The sequence below is a fragment of the Serratia proteamaculans genome (assembly GCF_949794035.1).
Classification (GTDB): domain Bacteria; phylum Pseudomonadota; class Gammaproteobacteria; order Enterobacterales; family Enterobacteriaceae; genus Serratia; species Serratia proteamaculans.
Map to the genome: position 1 here is coordinate 3187928 of NZ_OX461105.1, position 23619 is coordinate 3211546.

Genomic DNA, 23619 nt, shown 5'->3' on the forward strand with positions numbered 1-23619 from the left:
GGGAGTATCTGATGCCAATATTTAATTCAATCACTCACCGGGGGTTGCTACCGCTATTACTGCTGGTCAGCAGCGGTGCCCTGGCCGACAGTGCCACGGTGAACATCACCGGACGTATTCTGTCTTCCGCCTGCGAACCGGAGGTTAATCCACTGACCGTGCCGCTGGGCAATATTTCCCGTACCGCGCTGGGTGCGAAAGGGGCTACCGCCTCGGCCACTGCCTTTCAACTGCGTTTGAAAAACTGTCCGGCGGAAATCAGTCAGATAAAAGTGCAGTTTGACGGCACGCCAGCCAGTGGTGACAGCAATGCGCTGGCGCTGACCACTGCGCCAGGCGTCGCGACCGGCGTGGCAGTGCAGTTGCAGGATGCCAGCGGTACCCTACTGCCGCCGGGGCAGCCCTCCGCCCTGATGGCGATCAAAGGCGGCAGCGGCACGGTCAACAGCCTGGCGTTCAGTGCTCGTTACATCGCCACCTCCGACAGCGTGACGGCCGGCAGCGCCAATGCCAGCGCCACCTTTACTCTCTGGTACAGCAACTGACGATGCGCACGTTCTGCACGCAGCTACGCCACTTAGCCCGCTCCCTCAGGCTGCATCATTTTTCCTGGTGCCTGATGGGGCTCTGGCTATGGGGGCCGGTTCCCGCTGTCTGTCATCATCGCCCCCCTTGTCGGTTGTTTGTCGGACGTAATATTGATGGGGCTGGCGTCGTCGCCATCAACCGCTGCCTGTCACTATCCACACTTGAGCTCCCCAGCCTACGCACGCTTAAACGCTGCCTGCGCAAACAAGGCGTAACCCTGTCCGTTCGCCCTTCGCGACCTGCTCGTACTGACGCATTGTCGGGTCTGGAGACCCGTGAATCACAACGCACACAGGAGAAATACCATGTTACCTTACCAAATCCCCCATGCTTACTCCCCTTATCCCTCCCAGCCTGAACACGCAATCGCCTGTTCGTTACCTGCGCCATTGGCCGCTTGCCTGACTCCCAGAGAAACACAGATCCTGCAGGCTCTGATAGATGGCATGGATCTGTCGGCTATTGCCTGGAAACTGAGTCGCAATATCCGCACCGTCAGCAGCCACAAGCAGCGAGCAATGCGCAAACTAAGATTAAACAGTAATGCCGAATTGCATGCACTAGGGTCCCTGCTTAACCCACCGTTGCCGGAGAAGATCGCCGCCCGGCTGCGGCTATTGCCACCCCGAGAGGAGCAGGTACTGGACGCGATCCTCAATGGTTACAGCGTGACGGACATTGCACACCAACAGGGCAGAAGCGTGAAAACGATCAGTTATCAGAAGCGCCAATTGATGCAGAAGCTCGGGATCACCAATGAGGTAGAGTTGTTTGCACTGGCACCAGAGCGCGCACGGGCGTTATTGGCGAACCGAACAAAGTAATCGACATAGACTGACAATGTAAAAAACGGCAATCCTGGTCCAGCGTACGGCGGCGTAACCTGCCGCCAGATGCGCTTTAATCCGAGAAAAAAATGTAACGGTTTGGGCTTAATTGACACATAAATCTGAAAATGCCCCGCAACAGACACATATCCATAAAAACATGATGGGTATCATCCGTTAATATCTGCATTATCATTAACTTGAAATAAACCATGTCTTTTGTATAGTCCCACGGCTGTACTTCCTGGCACTCAGAATAGACTATTGACGTGTTGCTAAGCGCATGAGTAGCAAATGAAAACTGGTGCATTGCCCTGTAGAGCAAGGCTGCTCGCGGCGATTTTCGCTATAAAACGCAGCTTATTGATCAGCAAGCAGTATTATTCATTTAAAGTGACAGTTAGGCTCAATAGGACACTTTTTATCAGCCCATTCGGCGGGGTTAATTTTCACCGAATGGGCTTTAAAGCGAGATAGAAATACCCTCAGCGGCGGTTACGCACCAGTTGGTAGCGGCGGGTCAGGTATTCCACCGGCACACTCCAGATATGCACCAGGCGGCAGAATGGGAACAGCACGAACAACGTCATGCCCAACACCATATGCAGTTTAAAGATCGGCGCAACCCCCACCAGATGTTCTGACGCACCGGCATGGAAGGTCACCACCGCCTGTGCCCAACCCACCAGCTTCATCATCTCGCTGCCGTCCATATGTTGGGCGGAGAACGGAATGGTCAGCAGACCGAGGCACACCTGCACCACCAGCAAGGTCAGGATCATGATATCGGCAAAGCTGCTGGTCGCCCGCACCCGAGGGTTGGTCAGACGGCGTTTCAGCAACAGCGCACCGCCGATCAAGGTCATTACGCCGCAGGCCCCCCCGGCGATCATCGCCAGCTTCTGTTTCACATCAACCGGCAGGAAGGATTCATACATCCAGTGCGGCGTCAGCATGCCGAGGAAGTGCCCGGCAAAGATACCCAGAATGCCGATATGGAACAGGTTGGAGGCCAGGCGCATGCCCTTTTTATCCAGCATCTGGCTGGATCCGGCGCGCCAGGTATATTGCCCGTAATCGTAGCGCAGCCAACTGCCGATCAGGAAAATCGCGCCCGCCAGATAGGGGTAGATATCGAAAAAGAACTGATTTAAAAATTGCATGATTAGCGTCCTTTGGTTCCGGTTAGCGCATCCGTCAGGTCCAGGTATTGCGGTGCCACCGCGCCGGCAAAGCGCCGTTGGTGCGCCGCCTGCTGCGCCGAAGCGCAGCCCTGCTCGCCCAAAAACTTAACCTGTTCCTCTTCCCATACCGCGTCCAGCGCCTGCGGCGTGTCATCGCGGGCTTCTTTTGCTACCTGGGACTCCAGCGCCTGTGCCTGAACTTCGCTACCGGACAGCGCCAGCAGCAGATCAAACAGCACCGCATACGGGCTTTCCCGCTGCTGTAGCCGTGCACCCAGCAGTGCCAGGATCGGCGCGATATCCTGCAGCCCTCCGGCGGCCTGTTCCTTGCTGCGGCTGGCGAGATACTCCAGGTACAACGGCAGGAAGTCCGGCAGTTCGCGGCTGTCGATCTCCAGCCCGGCTTCGCGGTATTGCGCCATCAGATCGACCATCGCCTGGCCGCGATCGCGTGATTCACCGTGCACATGTTCAAACAGCAACAGCGAGGTGGCGCGGCCACGATCGAACAACTCGCAGTATTCAGCCTGCACATCCAGCAACGGGCGGGCGCAAAAACGGCGAATAAACAGGATCAGCTGCGCGCTGTGGTGCAAATCCAGTTCACTGGCCGGTTCCAGCGCTTCCACCAACGCCTGCTGATGGTCAAACAATGCCTGCTCCGGGTAGTCCAGCAGGCGGGCAATCACTTTCAGGCTGATCATGAGGCGTCCTCCTGACGAGGCGTTTTTTTCGTCACATCAATGGCGTCAATGCGGCGGCTGTTGAACAGGTTGAATTTACCGTCGCTGCCGTGGCAACCATCCCCGAAGCTGAAGCCGCAGCCTTTGCTTTCCGGGAAGGCCTCACGCGCCAGTTCACGGTGGCTGGACGGGATCACAAAGCGGTCTTCATAGTTGGCGATCGCCAAATAACGATACATCTCCTGCGCCTGTGCTTCGCTCAGCCCCACCTGTTCCAGTGCGCTGGTGTCCAGCACGCCGTCAACGGTTTCTGCCCGCTTGTAGTGGCGCATCGCCAGCATGCGCTTGAGCGCCAACAGCACCGGGGCGGTATCACCGGCGGTCAACAGGTTGGCCAGGTATTGCACCGGAATACGCAGGCTCTCCACGTCCGGCAGTACGCCGCTGTGCGCCAGCTCACCGGCATCGGCGGCGGATTGAATCGGTGACAGCGGCGGCACATACCACACCATCGGCAGCGTGCGGTATTCCGGGTGCAGCGGCAGTGCCAGCTTCCAGTCCATCGCCATTTTGTATACCGGCGACTGCTGGGCAGATTCGATCACCCCTTGTGGGATGCCATCCGCCAACGCCTGGGCAATCACCGCCGGATCATGCGGGTCGAGGAAAATATCCAGTTGACTCTGGTACAGATCTTTGTCGTTTTCGACCGCTGCCGCCTGCTCGATACGGTCGGCGTCATACAGCAGCACGCCAAGATAGCGGATACGGCCGACGCAGGTTTCCGAACACACCGTTGGCTGGCCGGATTCGATGCGCGGGTAGCAGAAGATGCATTTCTCGGACTTGCCGCTCTTCCAGTTGAAATAGATTTTCTTGTACGGGCAGCCGGTCAGGCACATGCGCCAGCCGCGGCATTTATCCTGATCGATCAGCACAATGCCGTCTTCGCCACGCTTGTAGATAGCCCCGCTCGGGCAGGTTGCGACGCAGGCCGGGTTGAGGCAGTGTTCGCACAGGCGCGGCAGGTACATCATGAAGGTGTTTTCGAACTGGCCGTACATCTCCTTTTGCATATTGTCGAAGTTTTTATCCTTCGAGCGCTTGGAGAATTCACCGCCGAGGATCTCTTCCCAGTTCGGACCATTTTCAATCTTCTTCATGCGCTGGCCGGTGATCAGCGAGCGCGGTCGGGCGATCGGCTGATGCTTGCCCTGCGGCGCGGTATGCAGGTTCTGATAGTCGTAGTCGAACGGCTCGTAGTAGTCGTCCAGCGCCGGGACGTCCGGGTTGGCGAAAATCTTCGACAGCAGGCCGACACGGCCGCCCATGCGCGGCTCCAGCTTGCCGTTGATTTTACGGATCCAGCCGCCCTTCCACTTTTCCTGATCTTCCCAGGCCTGCGGATAACCGACGCCGGGCTTGCTTTCCACGTTGTTGAACCAGGCGTACTCCATGCCTTCGCGGCTGGTCCAGACGTTCTTGCAGGTCACCGAACAGGTGTGGCAACCGATACATTTGTCCAGGTTCAGCACCATGCCGACTTGTGAACGAATTTTCATTTTGCTTTCTCCTGCTGGCTGCCCTGCGAGTCGTCGTTACCTTCACCGTCTAACCAGTCGATGCGGTTCATCTTGCGCACCACCACAAACTCGTCGCGGTTGGAGCCGACAGTGCCGTAATAGTTGAAACCATAAGCCAGTTGGGCGTAACCGCCGATCATATGGGTCGGTTTCGGGCAGACGCGGGTCACCGAGTTATGGATGCCGCCGCGCTGGCTGGTGATTTCCGAGCCGGGAATATTCACGATGCGTTCCTGCGCGTGGTACATCATGGTCATGCCGGCCGGAATACGCTGGCTAACCACCGCCCGCGCAGTGAGCGCGCCGTTGGCGTTAAAGGCTTCGATCCAGTCGTTGTCCTCAATCCCTAAGTCTTTGGCGTCGTCCTCACTCATCCAGACGATCGGCCCGCCGCGCGACAGGGTCAGCATCAGCAGGTTGTCACTGTAGGTGGAGTGAATACCCCACTTCTGGTGCGGCGTCAGGAAGTTCAGTGCCTTCTCTTTATTGCCGTTCGGCTTCTGGTTCAGCAACGGCTGCGCGGCCCGGGTGTCGATCGGTGGACGGTACACCAGCAGGCTCTCGCCAAAGGCACGCATCCACTCATGATCCTGATACAGCTGCTGGCGGCCGCTGATGGTGCGCCATGGGATCAGCTCATGGACGTTGGTATAGCAGGCGTTATACGACACATGTTCGTCTTCCAACCCTGACCAGGTTGGGCTGGAAATGATTTTGCGCGGCTGGGCCTGAATATCACGGAAGCGGATTTTTTCGTCTTCCTTGTTCAGCGCCAGATGGCGGTGATCGCGACCGGTCATCTTGCCCAGCGCGTCCCATGCCTTGACCGCAACCTGTCCGTTGGTTTCCGGTGCCAGCGCCAGGATCACCTCGGCGGCATCGATGGCGGTTTCAATCTTCGGTCGACCGGCGGCCGGGCCTTCCGTCTTGACGTAGTTGAGTTTTTTCAGGAAGTCGACTTCGGTCTGGGTGTTCCAGCTGATGCCTTTGCCGCCGTTGCCCAGCTTATCCAGCAGCGGCCCCAGCGAAGTGAAACGCTCATAGGTGGCTGGATAATCACGTTCTACCACCATGATGTGCGGCGCGGTTTTACCGGGGATCAGATCGCACTCGCCTTTTTTCCAGTCTTTGACGCCGTAAGGCTGTGCCAGCTCGGCGGCCGAATCATGCTGGATCGGCAGCGTCACCACGTCGGTCTCCTGGCCCAGATGCCCGACGCAAACTTCGGAGAAGGCTTTGGCGATGCCCTTGTAGATCTCCCAGTCGCTTTTCGAGTCCCAGGCCGGATCAACCGCCGCCGACAGCGGGTGAATAAACGGATGCATATCCGAGGTATTCATGTCGTCTTTTTCGTACCAGGTGGCGGTCGGCAGCACGATGTCGGAATAAAGACAGGTGCTGGACATGCGGAAATCAAGCGTCACCACCAGATCCAGCTTGCCTTCACCGCCGTTATCCAGCCATTCCACTTCCTCAGGTTTGGCACCGCCCTGTTGGCCCAGATCCTTGCCCTGAATGCCGTTTTCGGTACCCAGCAGGTATTTGAGCATGTACTCGTGGCCCTTGCCGGATGACCCCAGCAGGTTGGAGCGCCAGACGAACAGATTGCGCGGGAAGTTCTGCGGGTTGTCCGGCTGTTCGGCGGCGAAGTTCAGGGTGCCTTTTTTCAGCCCTTCAACGGTGAAGTCCAGCGGCGACTGACCGGCGGCTTTCGCCTGTGCCGCCAAATGCAGCGGGTTGGTACCCAACTGGGGAGCTGACGGCAGCCAGCCCATGCGCTCGGCGCGCACATTCAGGTCAATCAGGCTACCGCCAAAGCGGGTCTTGTCCGCCAATGGCGACAGCAGCTCTTCGGTGCCGACGGTTTCATAGCGCCACTGGCTGGAGTGGTTGTAGAAGAACGAGGTGCTGTTCATATGGCGCGGCGGACGCTGCCAGTCGAGGCCAAACGCCAGCGGCAACCAACCGGTCTGCGGGCGCAGCTTTTCCTGGCCGACGTAGTGCGCCCAGCCGCCACCGCTCTGGCCGACGCATCCGCAGAAGATCAGCATATTGATCAGGCCGCGGTAGGTCATGTCCATGTGATACCAGTGGTTGACACCGGCACCGACGATAATCATCGAACGGCCATGGGTTTTCTCGGCATTGTCGGCAAACTCACGGGCAATGCGGATAATGTTGTGGCGCGACACGCCGGTGATCTGCTCGGCCCAGGCCGGAGTATAGGCTTTGACGTCGTCGTAATCGGTGGCGCAGTTGACGTCATCCAGACCACGTTCGAGGCCGTAGTTAGCCAGGGTCAAATCGTAAACGCTGGTCACCAGCGCTTCGCTGCCGTCCGCCAGACGCAGGCGTTTTACCGGCAGCTTGTGCAGCAGGATCTCGTCCAGCGCCACGCTGTTGAAGTGTTCGCTCTCGGCACCGCCGCTTTTGATGCCGCCAAAGTAAGGGAAGCCCACTTCGGCCACCTCGTCGTGTGCGCCCAGCAGGCTGAGTTGCAACTCGACTTCCTGCTGATCTTCACCGGCGCGTTGTTCCAGGTTCCATTTGCCCTGCTCGCCCCAACGGAAACCGATCGACCCCTGTGGGGCCACCAGTTCGCCGCTGCGTTGATCAATGGCGACGGTTTTCCACTCGGGGTTATTTTCCTGCCCCAGGCCATCGACCAGATCGGCGGCACGCAGCAGGCGTCCGGCGGCGTAATGCCCCTCTTCGCGCGGCTCCAGCAGCACCAGCATTGGCATATCGGTGTAACGACGCACGTAGTCGCGGAAGTACCCCACCTCACGATCCAGGTGGAACTCTTTGAGCATCACGTGGCCCATCGCCAACGCCATGGCGCTGTCGGTGCCCTGTTTTGGGTTCAGCCATTGGTCACAGAGTTTGGCGACTTCGGCGTAGTCCGGCGTTACCGCCACGGTTTTGGTGCCTTTGTAGCGGACTTCGGTGAAGAAGTGGGCGTCCGGGGTACGCGTCTGCGGCACGTTGGAGCCCCAGGCGATAATGTAGGAAGAGTTGTACCAGTCGGCCGATTCCGGCACGTCTGTCTGCTCGCCCCAGGTCATTGGCGAGGCCGGTGGCAAGTCGCAATACCAGTCGTAGAAGCTCAGGCAGGTGCCGCCAATCAGCGACAGATAGCGAGCTCCGGCGGCGTAGGACACCATCGACATCGCCGGGATCGGTGAGAAGCCGATGATGCGATCGGGGCCGAAGGTTTTGGCGGTATAGACGTTAGAAGCGGCGATCAGTTCGTTCACTTCCTGCCAGCTGGAGCGGACAAAACCACCGCGTCCTCGTGCGACCTTGTAACTTTTGGATTTTTCCGCATCGCTGACGATCGAGCCCCAGGCATCGACCGGATCGCTGTGCAGCGCTTTGGCCTCGCGCCATAGTTTGATCAGGCGTTTGCGCATCAGCGGGTATTTCAGGCGGTTGGCGCTGTACAGATACCAGGAGTAGCTGGCGCCACGTGGACAGCCGCGCGGTTCATGGTTGGGTAGGTCTGGGCGGGTACGCGGGTAGTCGGTTTGCTGGGTTTCCCAGGTCACCAGGCCGTTTTTCACATAAATCTTCCAGCTACAGGAGCCGGTGCAGTTCACCCCATGGGTGGATCGCACAATCTTGTCGTGCTGCCAACGGCTGCGGTAGCCGTCTTCCCAGTCGCGGTTGGTGTTCAGCGTCTGGCCATGTTCGCCAGAAAAGGGTTCCGCCAACTGCTTAAAATAGCGGAATCGGTCTAGAAACTTGCTCATCCGGAATTCTCCTGAAGGCTTTCATTGTTATATGAAGTGACATTGCTCAATCTGCCGCCAGCCTACTGAGGCCAGAACTGTGGCAAATTGATTGCGATCAAGAGAACGGAGGGAGAAGAACGGCGGCAGCGGCGTGGCTACCCCTAAAGTATCATGGCAAGTATTGGGTTTAATGAATTGAAAATATTATAGAAATGATGAGTCAGATGTTCGAGGGGATATGCTGCGGGGTCAGTCGGGGTATTTGGGGGTAGGATACGGGCGGGTGCCCGCATCCTTGACGGCAATGTTGCTGTTATTGGTGGGAAAGACGCATTAGCCGAGATCCATCTCATGGCCGATCCACTCGCCGCTGTCGCGATTAATCACACGCAGATACTGCTCATATTCCTGTTCGCCGTAGAACAGGTTCAGCAACGGCGTTTTATAAAATGACTGCCACATTTGCCCCAGCATAATCGGTCGGCGCGGGACATAAATGTTCTCGATCAGGTTATAGCCGGTGGCCATCAGCATGAAGCACAGGAAGAAGTAGTTAAACCTGCCGCGGATAAACGAGCTCTGATGAGCAACGTAATAAAACAGCAGAAAAACCGACGCCACGCTGGCATAGCGGCTGGCCGCCTGTAACGAGCTGGAACACAGGAAAACAAACACCACCAGCCAGGCCGCGGTATTTTTGATGTCCCCCGTCTGGTTGCGCATTGGGTGAGCCAGCATGAAAACGCCGAGAAACAGCGCCGGGAACAGCACAATCAGGAAGTTAATCATCCCGTTGGCATTGCCGGAGGTCAGGTAATCACTGGCATACATGCCGGAGGTATAGACGTCGGAATAACTGTTGATGCCGGAAATCGTAATATGGGAAACGATAAACGGCAGCGCGAACTTGGCGGTCAGCAACGCAATGGCGCTAAACACCACCGTCAGCAGGCGGTTCAGGCGCATCACCCGGCTGCACAGAAATACCCCGACCAGCAACATGCTGGAAAAGTGGGTCAGCATGGCAAACAGCATCAGACCGGCGGCGAGCGGCCGATTTTGCTTATGGCAAAACAGCACTATCGCCAGCGTCATCACCGCCATCGAGAAACCAAAACGCAAGCCCATGCCGATGATAAACGGGTTGATCAAAAACAGCACCGCCAGATGCAACAACACAAACTGCCGGGCTGAAAACACCTTGCCGGAGTGCAGCATGACAATATTCAACGCGCTCAGGTAACAGTAAACCGACAGCGCGACGTACAGCCCCGGGATGACGAAGAACGGGATACCCAGCGTTTTGAAAATATAAAAGTTGGCGTACAGCACCACGTCCACCTTGCCCTGAATGACATCACCCAGGCTGGTGGCCGAGTTAATGGCATCGTAATTGGCAAAGTGACGATAGAGATCCGCCAGCGGCGGGATCTTGATAAAGAAGAAGAAAAAACACAGCGCAATCAGCAGATAGGCCACCGTGTTTTTCTTTCCCGCCCGCAGCGTGGCAATACTGTGCAGCAAGGCGAACAGCGGTACCGTCAGCAGCAGCACGCTGCCGATCAGCGTAGAACGTTCAAAGCGCATAATCATCCTCTGGAAAGGGTTGTTCTCTTATCTGTATTGCTGAAACGTCAGAACGGCACGCCACGGAAGAACACATTGCGGATGATATTTTTCATGTATACGCCGGCCATCAGGCCACTATTGACATAAACAATGCCCTTCAGCCCGTACACCACCCCGGCCAGGCGGTTCTTGCCGTCGGTAATGATGCGCGAGTTAATGCAGGTATGGCGCAGGCGCATGATGTTGCGCGCCCGGCCTGAGATCTGCGGCATCAGTCGCTGCTCGAACTGCATTTTATTGCGATAGCCAATCACACCTTTCGGGCTGGAAGTGATGCGTTCACCGTCGTGGTCGTTGTGCACCGCCAGCCGTTCATGCAGCGTGCCAATCTTCGCCCCAGCCGCCAACAGCCGGTACAGGAAGATATGGTCCTGGTAGCGTGGGGTATTGAAGAAACCACGCACCGCTATCGCCATGCTGCGTCGCAGCATAATCATCGGCGTGTAGGCCACACCGGCCAGCATAAAGTCTTCCAGCCCCTCGCAACGCGCCCGGTAATAATGCTCGGCGCTGATCTGGCCGTCCTTCAGGATATCCATATCGCACAGGCTGACGTCGTAATCCCCCTGCTGCATAAACGCCAACTGGCGGGCGATTTTCTGCGGATGGTAGTAGTCGTCATCATCCAGAAAAGCAATGTACTCGCCACGTGAACGCAGGATCCCGCTGTTACGCGCCTGCGCGCCACCGCCGTTATGCCGACGCGGATAATAGATAACCTGCCCCCGTTCGATATAGCCGGCCAGGCGTTGGCGGGTCGCCAGGCGTTGTGCATCGCCCTGCGGGTTGTCATCCACCACGATAATCTCCAGCGGGCGATGGGTTTGCGCCAGCACGCTGTCGATGGCGCGTGCCAGCAGTTCACTGCGGCCATAGGTGGGTATGATGACGCTGACGGTAATACTCATATATAGATTTGCCCCAATTAACATAGGTGCGCCGCTATCCGCGCAGGTTATACAGCCGGGCCATCAGGTAATAAGCCAGCGGGCTGCGGTAGAACAGTCGGTTCTTGCGGCTCAGCATTTTACGCTCTTCCGCCCGCAGGCCGGAGTAGCGGCGTTTCAGTTCACGGGTTTCGCGCAGCGCGTCACGCAGCCCGAAAAAGTCCAGTCCCACCAGCAAACGTGCCTTCAGCGTGGTGACGAACAGCACCGAGTAAAGCCCATGCCCCATCCCCTGGCGGCGTCCACTGTCGGCACCGTCGAGCGCATAATCCAGATCATCCAGATCGCGTCGTTTGGGTGCACGCGTGATGCCATTCGGGTTGGCGCGGTAGCCCACCAGCGGCGTGTCGCAAACCACGATACGTTGCGCTTTCAGATAGAGTTGCGGAATCAGCTGAATGTCTTCGAAATTGCGTCCCGCCGGGAAGCGTGCCTGATCGAACAGCGTTTTGCGGTAAATACGCGCCCAGGCGAACCACATGCTGCGGTTGAAGCTGTCCGCCAGCAGCGCCATATGAGCATCACGCTGCTGCGGCGCGGCATTGCCGGGCACGATAGCCATAGTGCCGTCCGACTGGATCTTGCCGTTGTTGATCGTCGAGAAGCGCTGGGCATTGAACGCCACTATGTCTGCCTGCGGGTTATCTGCCAGCAGGCGGCCTAAAATGCTGAAATACCCTGCCAGCAGCACGTCATCGGAATCGAGAAAACCGATATAGCGCCCTTCCGCATGGACAATGCCACTGTTACGCGCTTCGCTCAGCCCCTGGTTTTTCTGCCGCAGAATACTGACCCGCCGTTTGTGTTGCGGGTAACGACACAGCACCTCTTCGGCAAGTGCAATGGCACCATCCGGGCTGCCGTCATCCACGATGATCACTTCCGCCCAGTCCGGCAGCTGCTGCAGCACTGAGCACAGGCAGGCCTCAATATAAGCCTCGACCTTATACACCGGAATAATCAGGCTCAGAGTGGTATTCATGATCGGTTATCCTTGGTTTTCTTTTTGAAGTTGCACCCTGACCGCCCGGCTGCCCATCGACGGCAATTCAGCCTCGATCTGCCGCTGGCCTTGCGCCTGCCAGCCCGCCGGCAAGTCAAAGCGCGCCGACATGGGCCGGTAGTAAGGGTTGGCGATCAGCACCAGGCCCTGCTCGCCATTGATAAACAGCCTGGCCGGGATGGCGGTATTGTTGCCCTGTAACAAGGTGCTTTCGCCGGAAAGCAGGTAAGGGCTAAAGCTGACAATCTGCTGCGCCACGCTGGCCACCCCCTGCCAGATAGCATCGAACTCCTGCTGGCTAAAACCACCGCGTTGGCGCTTGTAGAACAAGTCGGTATAGGAATAAAACAGAATGCCTTTGGCCCCGCCAATCAGCCCCAGCCAGGCCTGATTGCGGATCTCCGCCTCCGTCGGTTGGCGTGGCTTGCGACCCGGCGCATAAGCGGCGTGATCCATAATCTGCATCACCAACCAGGCCCCTTTGACCTGCCGCGCCACCTGACTGGTGATGCGGCTGTACTCCAGGGTGCGCGTCAGGTCGGCGTCTCGGCCAACCGGGTAAGGATCGCTGGCCAGCACGTCCGAACTGTTGAAATAGGCGTTGAGCGTGCCGGTCTTGTCCAGCACCTGGAACGTCAGGTGATCCGGATCCAGGCGTTTTACCTGCAAATGCTTTTGCTCGATCTGCGGCACGTATTCCGGCCCCAGTTCGTCGTTGATATACCAGGCCAGCAGGTTCGGCTGGTGTTTGAACCTTTCCACATAGCTCGCCGTCAGTTGCGGATAGCTCATTTTGGTTTCCGGCGCGAACCGGGTACCGGCATACATGTCCTTGAGCGAGAAAATCACCTGCAAACCGTACTGCTGGGTTTTGCGGAAATAGTTATCGGGATCGCGGCCGGTGCCGTAGTTGTAATTGAGCAGCGTGTTAAAACCGGCATCGCGGATGCGCGCCAGATGCTCATCCGTCGCCATTTCACCGTACATGTAAATACCCAGCGGGAAGAAGCGTTTGCCCTGTTTCAGGGTATAGCCCTGGGCATCCAGCGCCACTTTAGGCTGCGCACGACCGACGCTGATCGGCATTTCGCTTCGCTGGCTGCGCTGTGAGGCAACATCCGTCACCTGCTGCTGCAGGCGATACTCCCCGGCAGCCAAATCGGCCGGCAACGGGAACTCCACCTGCTGTTTGCCACTAATACGGTAACGGCGGCTGTCGTGCTTCACGGCGGTGTTTTTGTCGTCGACCAGCGTGCTGTCCACCTGCACCTGTTGCGGATCCACCACTTCGATCAGGCTCGATGCCGCGCCGTTGGCACTGCGCATCTGGTATAACTCCGGCGCTACCGGCTGCTGACAGGCGTAGACGTCATCAAACCAGGCGCTGCCGGTGGTGCCCTGGCGCAGATAAACACCCAGCACCACCTTCACCGCCCGTGGCGGTACCCGAAAATCCCCGGTGACCGGCTGCCAGCCGCTGGTGCCCAGCAGGCCTTGCGGATAGCTACCGGCCAAAAAACGCCCCTGATCGTCATAGCTTTCGATAAATACCCCGGCGCCCTGATTATCCCCCTTGCCCTTCAGGTTCTCACCGCGCACCCAGCTGCCAAAAGCCAGTTGCTGACCGGGTTTAACCGCCAGCGTCTGCAGCATGTTGTGGTAGTTGGCGGGGTTGTGATTTTGATAGAACAGGCTGCTCTGGCCGCCATGACCACCGGCCACCACCTGCGCGGAAGCCAGTGACCAGCCCGCGCCGCCCTGCTCGAAACCGGGATCCTGCAGCAGGTTATTGCTGCAGGGGGCGGCATTGGCCAGCCCGGAGCCCACCAGCAGGCAGGCCGTGCTTAGCTTGCTGATTTTCATTGGCGTTTCATCACCGCGTTGTACAGGTAAGAGAAGAACAGATAGCAAGACTTCTGGTAGGAGAGCCCGAGATGGCGGCGATAAATCTGCCATTGCCAGTCGGCCGCCTGGATTTTATTGCCGGATAACGACTGCGCAGAAAGGCGGTAGAAGGCCAGCGGTTCGGGAATGCAATACGCCAGGTGGTTACGCGCTTTTTCCAGCACCGACAGCCACATCACGTAGTCCTCGTGCCCGACCTTGCTTTGGTACACCTTGCCGATCTGGCGCTGGTTGTACATGCCGGTCAGGTTGCCGATCCAGTTACTTTTCAGCATGTCCTGGTATGCGATGATCTCGCCGGAACCCCGGTAGTTTTTCACCCGCGCCGGGTCATCTTCGAAGGTGTAATAATGGGAGCACACCACGTCATAACGGGAAGTTTTCAGGATGCCAACCTGGCGCGCCAGCTTGTTCGGGTGCCAGACATCATCGCTGTCGCAGAACGCAATATAATCGCCGCGTGCCGCTTCAATCGCGATATTGCGGGTTTCGGCCACGCCCTGGTTGGTGTTGTTGCGAATGTAGGTCAGGCGATCGTGAATAAAAGGCTTCACCACCTCGGCGGTCTGATCGGTGGAAGCGTCGTCGATCACGTACAGGTGATAATCCTGATAGGTCTGGTTCAGCACCCCGAGGATCGACTGTTTGATAAAGCCCGCGGCGTTGTAAGCCGGCATGATAACTGAAACTTTTTCCATCTTAACCTCCAGCGATAAGCTGTTGCCATTGGGGATAAATACGCTCAGGGATGAACTGCTGTGCCCGTTCCAGCGAGTGCAGAGAGAAGCGCTGACGCAACTCGCCGTCCTCGATCAGCGCCAGCGTGCGTCGGCTGAAGGCCTCGATATCGCCCTCCGCCACCAGATAGCCATTACCCGCGTCATCGATCAATTCAGCGGGCCCGGTCTGACAGTCGAACGCCACCAGCGGCAGGCCGAAGCTCATGGCTTCAATCAATACCATCGGCAGCCCTTCGTAACGCGAAGTCATCAACAGCATCGCTGCCTGACGGTAGTGGCTGGCAATGTCTGCCGTTGCCGGCAGCAACTTCACCTGTTCACCCAGCCCGGCGGCGTCAATCTGCTGCTGTAACGTCGCGCGGTCCGGGCCGTCACCGACGATATGCAGTTGCCAGCCCGTCGTTTGCTGCGCCACCCGTTGCCAGGCGGCAATCAGACGATCAAAACCTTTCTGATGACACAGCCGACCGACCGCCAGCGCCACCGGCTGTTGCAACGTCGGCTGCGGTGCTTGCACCGGGAACGGGGAAACGTTCTCGATCACCCGACATTTACGTTCCGGTACCCAGCGGCTGATGGTGGCCAGATCTTTCCTGGTCAGCAGCACCGTACGGTCCCCCAACCGATAAACCAGCACCTTCAGCCATTTCATCGGCCAGGCGTATTGATGGAAGCTGACGTGTTCACTCAGCAACAGGCGGCTGCGCGGACAGAGTAAACGCAGGTACGGCACCATCAGCGACGAGAGTTTTCCCATCGAAACGGTGACGATCACGTCATAGCGACCACGCCGCAGAAACCACGCCAGGCGCCAGGGCCACAGCAGCGTTCTGCCGGGCATAAAGCGCAGGGTCACCGCGGGATCCAGCGGGTAAAACGCCCGGTCACCGCTGATCGACACCAGATCCACCTGATGGCCCAGACGCGTGGACAGCGCATTGGCCAGGCTGCTGGCGACCCGCTCGGTACCGCCCTTTTCGGCGATGTTCTCAATCACAATCGCTACTTTTCGTTGCTGCATGTCATCTCCGAAATCCCTCACGGGCGGTGCGCAACAGACGCCCCCCCAATGGAAACAGCCCCAGTCTGGCCAGGCAGTCGCCGTACAGTTTGATCGCCCTGAACTTGCTGCTCAGGGCATGGTGTTCGGTGCGCGACGAGTAATAGTTGAAGGCCTGCAGGTTCTCGCTGTACAGCGAGGCCAGCAGGTGTTTGCAGGCAAATCCGCTGATATAGCGGCCGCTGGTGTGCAGGTAGGCATCAATAAACTGTTCGCTGGCGTCGATGTTCATCCGGCAGCGATCCGTGTCAGCATCACCGCAGCGAATGAATACCCCGTGCCCTTCGTCAAAGGCCACCCTGGCCCCCAGATTGGTGGCATTGACTAAAAACCCCCAGTCCTGGTACTTGTAGAGGAATTCCGGGAATAAAAACCGTCGGTCCTCTTTTTTACGCAGGCTGATGGTGGAGGTGCGAATATCGCCCATATCGAGGAATAAAAAGTCGGCCCCTGCCGCCCCTTCCTTATAATCGAATCGGTAACTGCGAATGTTTTTGTCACTCACCGTGGCGTAATTACCAAAAATAATGTCCAGCCGGGTATCCTGATGGCGTTTCAGACGGCGGATAATATAGTTGGTACTGAAGGAGTCTTCCGGTTCAAGAAAGAAAACCACTTCCGCACGCGCCAGCCGAAAACCGGTATTACAGGAAACCGCAGTATTAGTACGTATTTTATTTTCATGCAGGCGCGCCCGACGATTGGCGGCCAATAAGCTGCGCATATTATCCAGCTCTGGTTTATCGGAAGCATTATCAACCACGATAATTTCATAATCAAAGCCGGAGCAGGCATTGGTCATCCGGACTAGCGTGGCGGCCAAACTGGCTGAGTTATTAAAAACGGGCATGACAATCGATAAGTCCATTTATTACCTCAACAATATATTATCATTTGGCATAACAACGTTATTGCCAACGGAATAGTTTGTTATCCCAGAATTTCCTTGTCCGGTTATTACCCCCCGTCCTGACGCGGTTAAAATTCGCGCAGCCTACCGGTTATTCAACTACTCCTGGAAATAACCTCCCCACTCCTGTTCAATGGTTTCTGGCATCAACCTTTGCAGGCCGGCCCCCGGGGTGAATGTCAGCTCGCCAAAATAGATACGTTGCTGCACCTGATAAAAATCGACACGAACATAGGAAAATTGCTCCGCAACCTGATGCGACAGCGCCAGCATTTGCTCCAACCGGCAGGGTTTGTCCATCGGCACTTCGCTGTTGGGCACCCCCAGGCGGATCTCGGTGCGGTTCCAGTCGGCATCAAAAAAGTCACGACGGTGATCGATAAAGCGCTGGTAATCGATCTGGATGAAAAACCGCACTTCACCACCGCGGTTAAAACAGTGGATCTTGATATCATTGGGTGTTTTGCCATCTTCCAGCAGCATTTTTTCCACCATCACACAGGGTGGAATATCCTTATAATGACGCTCGCGGTAGACCTGATAAAAATTCTGTCGCAGCCAGCTGTTGGTCAGCACTCTCAATTCATTGAAGCTGGTCTGGCTTTTATCAAACACCAGTTTGTTATAACCGCTGCCGTGATTGGCCTTAATAACAAATGCATCAGGCAGTGCCTCATACATCTCCTCAGTTAATTCATTACCCTGGGCATAAAGTTCAATCAGGTACTCTTCCCCCCACAAATTCTTGATGTACTCTCTAACCTGATATTTATCGGATAACTGAGTGTACATTGCCAGAGGATAGACTTTTCTGCGCATCAGTTTTTCGCTATACCCCACCGGCTTGGCCAGGTGCGGCACCTTGTGAAAAAACAAGGCGTATTTTAACTGATGATATAATGCGTCGGGTATATTACGGTAAAAACCCTTCACCAGATTATTTAGCATAAAGTTCTCGCACCTTCCCTATTAATTGAGGTAAACAACGGTAACAGGTGACCTGCAACCGGGTAATTTGTCCTCTCCTGAAGAAACCATTAAGTACAAAGAATGAAATAAACTCGGTGATCAGGGTGGAAATCGCAGCGCCCGCGATGCCGTAACGCGGTATCAACAGCAGATTCATCAGAACGTTGGCCAGGGCGGCCAGCGGCATTTTTATCGCGATAAACCGATAACCGCCAAACAGCACAATCGCCCGATAGGACACGGTACCCATCACCGAAAACAAAGAAGTCACCGAACACAGCGCCAGAATAGTGGCGGTTTCACGGTAGCTGTCACCAAACATCAGCGCCACTATCGGCCCGGGGAACAACGACAGCAGCAAAATGACCGGCATCGAAAGCAGCAGCACCACCAGATACAACAACTGAATGCGCCCTTCCTGCTCGACCTGGGTGCGGGCATTTGCCACCCCCGGCATCATCGAGGTAATCAGCGCGATCGGCACAAAGATCCACCCCTGACTCAGGGTGATGGCGGCGCTGTACAGCCCAACGCTGTGCTCGCCCAGATAGTTGCCGATCATGATCTGATCGATACGGGTATAGATGACAATCGACAGTCCGGAGACCGCCAACGGCAGCCCTACCTTTAGCAGGTAACGCCCGTAGCGTCGTTGATGTCGCCCGCTGATCGGCCGCAGCCCACTGCGCTCTCGGCGAAACAGCACCCAACGCACCGCGTAGGGGATCAGGCTGCTCAACACATAAGGCACGGCAAACCACTCCAGCGGCAACCTGGCATGCACCAGCGCCAGCCGAACCACGATCGACAATAACAGCGCCAGATTGTTGATCAGCGTGTTCAACTTCGATTTCAGCAGGGCGTCGTAATAGATTTTATAAACGTCCTGCACCGAGAAATAAGCGCTGATCAGCATCAACGCCATCATGATCTGGCTGGTGCGATCCTGCGTCAGCAGCGCCCAGGCCATCAGCGGTACGGCGATCAGCGCAAACAACTGTCGGCGCAGGCGCATTGAGGCCAGCATCAGCCGGATACCGCTGTGCCGTCGCCGGGCGACGCGGTTAAACAACACCGCATCGGCCCCCAATTGCACCAGCGGGACGGCAATGGCGATCACCGACAGCAGGTAGTTAATCAGCCCGTATTGCGCCGGTCCCAGGTAACGCGCCACGTACACCGAAACGAAAATGCCTGACAGGCTCAGCGATACCCGTTCCAACATCAACCACAGGGAGTTCATCAGCATCGCTTTCATGCGGCTACTGGACCTTTTCCTGATGGCTGGGGTAAGCAAAGGCGTAGTACCCGGCATCGGTGGCGGTTTTCTTCACCATGCCGTTGAGGATCACCCCTTTAATGGTCACCCCGTTCTGCTCGAAGCGGCGGATACTGGTCTCAATCTGCCTGACGGTATTGACCTCAAAGCGCACCACCATCAGTGCGGTCCCGGCATGATGGCCCACGATGGCGGCGTCGGTCACCGCCAGCACCGGCGGCGTGTCGATCAGCACCAGATCATAGTTCTGCCCCGCCCAACGCAGGAAGTCGGCAAAGCGCTGGTGCATCAGCAGTTCAGACGGATTCGGTGGTACCTGACCGCGTGGCACGAAGTCCAGATTGGCGATATCAGTTTTCTTCACCGCCTGGTCTGGGGCGATCAACCCCGACAGCATGTCTGAAAGACCGCCCTTGGCGCTGTTGTTCAACCAGCGGTGCAAAAAGCCTTTGCGCATGTCGGCGTCGATCAACAACACCCGCTGACCGGCCTGGGCGATCACCACCGCCAGGTTGGTGCTGGTAAAGCTTTTACCGCTGGCGGGACTGGCGCCGGAGACCATCAGAATGTTGTTTTTGGCCTCCATCATGGCGAAGTGCAAACTGGTGCGCAGACTGCGGATCGCCTCAACCGACAAGTCCTCCGGTTCCTCTTGCGCCAGGATCGGCAGTTTGCCGCTGCTGCTTTTGGTCAACAATTGCTGCTGAGTACGATTACGCTTTTGCTGCCAGGGGGATAACGGCACCGTGGCATACACGCTGATGCCGCGCTTTTCCAGCGTATCGGTGTCACTGATGCCACGGTGAAGCGCGGCACGCAACACCACCACCGAGGCTGACAGCACACCGCCCATCAACAGAGCGAAGAAAACGATCATCATTTTTTGCGGCTGAACGGGGCGCAGACCGGTTTCCGCCTCATCGATAATACGGATGTTGCCCACCGTGCCGGCCTTGCTGATGCTTAATTCCTGCTGCTTGTTCATCAGTTGCATGTAGACCTGCTGATCCACCTGCACGTCCCGGGTCAAACGCAGAATTTCCTGCTGGGTTTTTGGCAAGCTCTGTACCTGCTTGCCCAACCGCGCCTTTTCCGCTTCCAGCGTGGCGCGCTTTTCCAACAGTGCCCGGTAGGCCGGATGTACGCGGGTATAAAGCTTGGAGATTTCCGCCTCTTTGAAGGTCAGCTCATTCAACTGGCCTTCCAACTGCACCTGAGTGTCCAGCACCGATTTGGCTTCCAGTGACAAATCCACCGAATCGTTCTGCTGACGGAACTGGTTAAGCTGATTCTCGGCGTTATTAAGCGAACTCTGGGTACGCGGCAACTGTTCGTGCAGGAAAGCCAGCATGCGCTGTGCTTCCTCGGTTTTGCGATCCACGTTTTGCTGCAGGTAGTTATCGGTGATGCTCTTAAGCACCGCCTCCGCACGCTGCGGATCCTCCCCCGCCAGGCTGAAGGTCATGATGCCGCTTTCCTTGCCACCGGGGGCGACATCCAGCATGTTGCGCAGATCGTCCACCGCTTTCTGACGTGGCACGTTAACCACGCTGAAGGTGGTCCCCGGCAAGGCTTCGAGCGCGGTCACATTGATTGCCCAGCCGCCCTGCTGCACGACCTGCCCAACGCTGCCACTGAACAGGGTTTTACCATCATGGCTCAGGCTATAGCGCTGTTGATCTTCCGCCGTCAGGGTCAATTCCTGGCCCTGCATGACGGCCGGGACCTTCATGCCGGAGATGTTCAGTACCGGGGGCGTTTCGCCGCTCAGGCGAGCAATGCCCTTGCCAAACAGCGGGAAGTAATCCGGGCTGATACGCACCGTCAGGCCAAGATCGTCGACGGTTTTGCCAATCACGTAGCGCGATTTTGCCAGCGAAACCTCGTCCTGGGTCGCCGAGTTTTGCCCGATGGATCCGCCAATCGAACTGTCCAGCGTTTCACGCAGCAACGAGTCACCCGAAAGCTGTTTTTCCACCTGCACCAGTGCGGTAGCCTGATAGATTGGCGTTGCCATCAACGCATAAGCGCAGCCGAGAATGCCGGCCACGCCGGTCACCAGCAGAATGCGCCAGCGGTTGTCCCACAGCGGGCCAATCAGTCGCTCCCACTCCAGTTTGTCGTCCTGCTCAGCCATCACAATCGGCAATGCATTGTTCTTCATCATCGGTTTTCCTTTAGTCACCGTTACGGGTTTACCAGTTACGTACCCGCAACGTGGCCTCGCTGAGGTCGTTAAAGCTGGAAATGGTCGGTGCCAACTGGCTGATCAAACGGTTCCAGCGCGCGATCGGCGCCGCAGTGACGTACACCACATCGTAAGGTTCCAACTGGAATTCGGTGCCCATCGCCAACGCGGAGGCATCAGACAGGTCGAACTGATAGAGCGACGCCAGCCGCTGTGGCTGTTTGCCGCCGTTCGGGCGGATCACGAACACGCCGGTCGCGTCGGCGACCGTTTGGCTGATCCCTTCGGAGCTGCCCAACGCCTCGGTCAATGTCATCCCGCTGCGATCCATTTTCAGCGTCGACTGCTTGCCGACCTCACCCATAACGAACACTTTCAGTTCGTCGTTGCGCGGCACATACAGGATGTCGCCCGGCTCCAGCAGGTGGTTTTGGCTGATATCGCCACGTTGCATCAGTGCCTGCAGGGAAATCGGCTGCTCTTTGCCCTGATGCGTCAACACCACGTTGCGCCAGTCGGCGTTGTCCGTCAGACCGCCGGCGGCATTGACCGCATCAAGAATGGTCAGCGGCACGTTGGTCACGGCCTGCTGCCCTGAAGTTTTCACTTCACCGGTCACATAGACTTTTTGCGAGCGGAAGGCGGCGATGCTGACATCCACCTGCGGGCTTTCCACATAGGTGGCCAGTCGACCGGCAATCTGGTTACGCACTTCGCTGACGGTTTTTCCCACCACCTTCACCCGACCGATATACGGATAGAAGATTGAGCCGTCGGCATGTACCCAGTTGCCGGTGTCGCTGGCGCTGCGGTATTGTCCGGCCGGCGTGGTCAGTTCGGGATGATCCCAGACGGTGACGTTAAGCACATCGCCAACACCGATACGGTACTGATAGCTTTGCAGACGCTGGTCCAGTGCCAGGTTTGGTCGCGCTACCGGCTCAACCCGACGCATTTTTTGCAGCAGCATCGGCGTAACGCGGTACACCTGGACCTGTTTATTCAAATCAAAGTCTTCGTCCGGTTGAGTCACTGTCTCTTTGCCATGGGTCGGCAGGTGTGAACCCGGAAAGGCAGTGCAACCACTAAGCAAAACGCTGGACAGCACCAGTGGCATCAAATGAGGCAAATGAAGGTTCATAACGGTACCGTGAGAAAACGGGCCGCCGTTGCGGCCCGTTGGAGGATTAACGATCGGCGGTAGGGTTATCGGTAAAGATCCTTGCCTGACGAGGTTCGTGCAGCAGGGCAAAATAACCGAAGAAGCAAAATACGAAAGCCAACAGCATCAGGTGGTCCGGCAGCTGCAACACTTCGCTACAGATGCCCACACAGGCCAAAGTGACCGCCAACATGCAGCTCATGGCCAGCGCCTGGCGTGCATTGAGGCCACGACGCATCAGAATGTGATGCAGGTGATCGCGCCCGGCCTTGAACGGGCTCTGGCGACGCAACAAACGCCGTACCATCACTGTCACCATATCCATCAGCGGGATGGCGATTAACCACAGTGCGGTCACCGGTCGTATTATTGCGTCCTCTCCCTGAGTAGCGACAATCAACAACCACAGCACGCTGAAGCCAATAACCATGCTGCCTGCATCACCCATGAAAATCTTGTTACGCGCACCGAACACGCTGAGGTTAAACAACAGATACGCCGCCAGAGCCGCTATCAGGCTCAGACACCACAACGCCTGCGCGTCATGCCCGGCCAGACCGAACAGGATGGCCAATGCCAGAAAGGTGACACAGGACAGCGCGCCGAGCTGGCCGTCGATGCCGTCAACCATGTTATAGGCGTTGATCGCCCCCCATACCGCCAGCGGCGTAATCAGCAAGGCGGCATAACCCAGCAGTAACTCCTGGTGACCCCACAGATGCCCGAAGGAAGTAAGTTGCATCCCTGCTGCCAGCATCATCGCCAGCGCAATCCCTCCCTGCACAATGACGCGCGGCGCCACCGGCAGATCAAAACGGTCATCCAGCACTCCCAGCATCACCAACGCAGTGACGCACAACAAATAGGTAGTGCTGTGCGGCAGCCAGTCCGGTTGCCAGAAGGTCACCAGCGTCATGATCAGGTAAATGGCAATGCCGCCGACCAGCGGAACGTGTCCCTGATGACGCTTACGCGCATTGGGTTTATCCACTAATCCCACCGCTAACGCAGCACGCCGGGCAATAACCACCAGCATCAGCGCCAAAATAAATATCACACTCAGTTGATATAACATGATCCCTCCAGCGAATAAGCACGCTACCGCCCTTGAGTTACAGCTCCCAATGCGCTATTAACAGAAATAAAATTGACAGTGCCAGGATATAAGTCAGCATGAGTTAATCCTGTTAAATACAGATTTATCCGCTTGTCAGCGGTGAAAAATAAA

Annotated in this window: 18 protein-coding genes; 2 read left to right on the forward strand and 16 right to left on the reverse strand. The window is 57.0% G+C overall.

Annotated elements, in window-relative coordinates:
- Nucleotides 1-11 precede the first annotated feature (11 nt).
- Both QOT07_RS14940 and QOT07_RS14945 read left to right on the forward strand, forming a co-directional pair.
- Nucleotides 12-545: a fimbrial protein gene (locus tag QOT07_RS14940; protein ID WP_283603432.1), complete on the forward strand. Its 534-nt coding sequence runs from the start codon at nucleotides 12-14 to the stop codon at nucleotides 543-545.
- A 348-nt stretch (nucleotides 546-893) separates the two neighbouring features.
- Nucleotides 894-1412, forward strand: coding sequence for a LuxR C-terminal-related transcriptional regulator (locus QOT07_RS14945; protein ID WP_283603433.1), 519 nt, complete (start codon nucleotides 894-896; stop codon nucleotides 1410-1412).
- Nucleotides 1413-1900: 488 nt separating this feature from the next.
- Here QOT07_RS14945 and narI read toward each other — a convergent pair whose 3' ends face one another.
- The 16 genes from narI to wecA form a co-directional block, all read right to left on the reverse strand.
- A complete protein-coding gene (gene narI, locus QOT07_RS14950; RefSeq protein ID WP_207979018.1) occupies nucleotides 1901-2578 on the reverse strand; it encodes a respiratory nitrate reductase subunit gamma in 678 nt (225 codons plus the stop codon).
- Between the two features lie 2 nt (nucleotides 2579-2580).
- Entirely contained in the window at nucleotides 2581-3303 is a 723-nt protein-coding gene (gene narJ / locus QOT07_RS14955) for a nitrate reductase molybdenum cofactor assembly chaperone (RefSeq protein ID WP_099064347.1), read from the reverse strand.
- Nucleotides 3300-4844 (reverse strand): nitrate reductase subunit beta, encoded by a 1545-nt coding sequence (gene narH, locus QOT07_RS14960; protein ID WP_207979016.1) that lies wholly within the window; start codon nucleotides 4842-4844, stop codon nucleotides 3300-3302. Before narH ends, narJ begins: the two co-directional genes overlap by 4 nt.
- Nucleotides 4841-8617, reverse strand: a complete 3777-nt coding sequence (locus tag QOT07_RS14965; RefSeq protein WP_207979015.1) for a nitrate reductase subunit alpha — start codon at nucleotides 8615-8617, stop codon at nucleotides 4841-4843. The genes narH and QOT07_RS14965 overlap by 4 nt, the downstream gene beginning before the upstream one ends.
- Before the next feature lie 315 nt (nucleotides 8618-8932).
- Entirely contained in the window at nucleotides 8933-10186 is a 1254-nt protein-coding gene (locus QOT07_RS14970; protein WP_261416513.1) for an EpsG family protein, read from the reverse strand.
- Nucleotides 10187-10233: 47 nt separating this feature from the next.
- The gene (locus QOT07_RS14975) at nucleotides 10234-11136 is read right to left on the reverse strand and encodes a glycosyltransferase family 2 protein (protein ID WP_283603435.1); all 903 of its coding nucleotides are present in this window, start codon (nucleotides 11134-11136) and stop codon (nucleotides 10234-10236) included.
- A 34-nt stretch (nucleotides 11137-11170) separates the two neighbouring features.
- The gene (locus QOT07_RS14980) at nucleotides 11171-12157 is read right to left on the reverse strand and encodes a glycosyltransferase family 2 protein (protein WP_283603436.1); all 987 of its coding nucleotides are present in this window, start codon (nucleotides 12155-12157) and stop codon (nucleotides 11171-11173) included.
- 6 nt (nucleotides 12158-12163) lie between these two features.
- Entirely contained in the window at nucleotides 12164-14041 is a 1878-nt protein-coding gene (locus tag QOT07_RS14985) for a carbohydrate binding domain-containing protein (protein WP_283603437.1), read from the reverse strand.
- Nucleotides 14038-14781 (reverse strand): glycosyltransferase family 2 protein, encoded by a 744-nt coding sequence (locus tag QOT07_RS14990; protein ID WP_099064353.1) that lies wholly within the window; start codon nucleotides 14779-14781, stop codon nucleotides 14038-14040. Before QOT07_RS14990 ends, QOT07_RS14985 begins: the two co-directional genes overlap by 4 nt.
- A gap of 1 nt (nucleotide 14782) precedes the next feature.
- A complete protein-coding gene (locus QOT07_RS14995; protein ID WP_283603438.1) occupies nucleotides 14783-15844 on the reverse strand; it encodes a glycosyltransferase family 4 protein in 1062 nt (353 codons plus the stop codon).
- Nucleotide 15845: 1 nt separating this feature from the next.
- Nucleotides 15846-16751, reverse strand: a complete 906-nt coding sequence (locus tag QOT07_RS15000) for a glycosyltransferase family 2 protein (RefSeq protein WP_099064355.1) — start codon at nucleotides 16749-16751, stop codon at nucleotides 15846-15848.
- A gap of 141 nt (nucleotides 16752-16892) precedes the next feature.
- Complete coding sequence (locus QOT07_RS15005) at nucleotides 16893-17741, reverse strand: ATP-grasp fold amidoligase family protein (RefSeq protein ID WP_099064356.1); 849 nt, start codon at nucleotides 17739-17741, stop codon at nucleotides 16893-16895.
- Nucleotides 17731-19020 (reverse strand): flippase, encoded by a 1290-nt coding sequence (locus QOT07_RS15010; RefSeq protein WP_283603439.1) that lies wholly within the window; start codon nucleotides 19018-19020, stop codon nucleotides 17731-17733. The genes QOT07_RS15005 and QOT07_RS15010 overlap by 11 nt, the downstream gene beginning before the upstream one ends.
- A 4-nt stretch (nucleotides 19021-19024) precedes the next feature.
- Nucleotides 19025-21208, reverse strand: coding sequence for a polysaccharide biosynthesis tyrosine autokinase (locus tag QOT07_RS15015; RefSeq protein WP_283603440.1), 2184 nt, complete (start codon nucleotides 21206-21208; stop codon nucleotides 19025-19027).
- Nucleotides 21209-21236: 28 nt separating this feature from the next.
- Complete coding sequence (locus QOT07_RS15020) at nucleotides 21237-22370, reverse strand: polysaccharide export protein (RefSeq protein WP_099064359.1); 1134 nt, start codon at nucleotides 22368-22370, stop codon at nucleotides 21237-21239.
- A gap of 46 nt (nucleotides 22371-22416) precedes the next feature.
- On the reverse strand, nucleotides 22417-23466 hold the full coding sequence (gene wecA, locus QOT07_RS15025; protein WP_283603441.1) for a UDP-N-acetylglucosamine--undecaprenyl-phosphate N-acetylglucosaminephosphotransferase: 1050 nt from the start codon (nucleotides 23464-23466) through the stop codon (nucleotides 22417-22419).
- Nucleotides 23467-23619 lie beyond the last annotated feature (153 nt).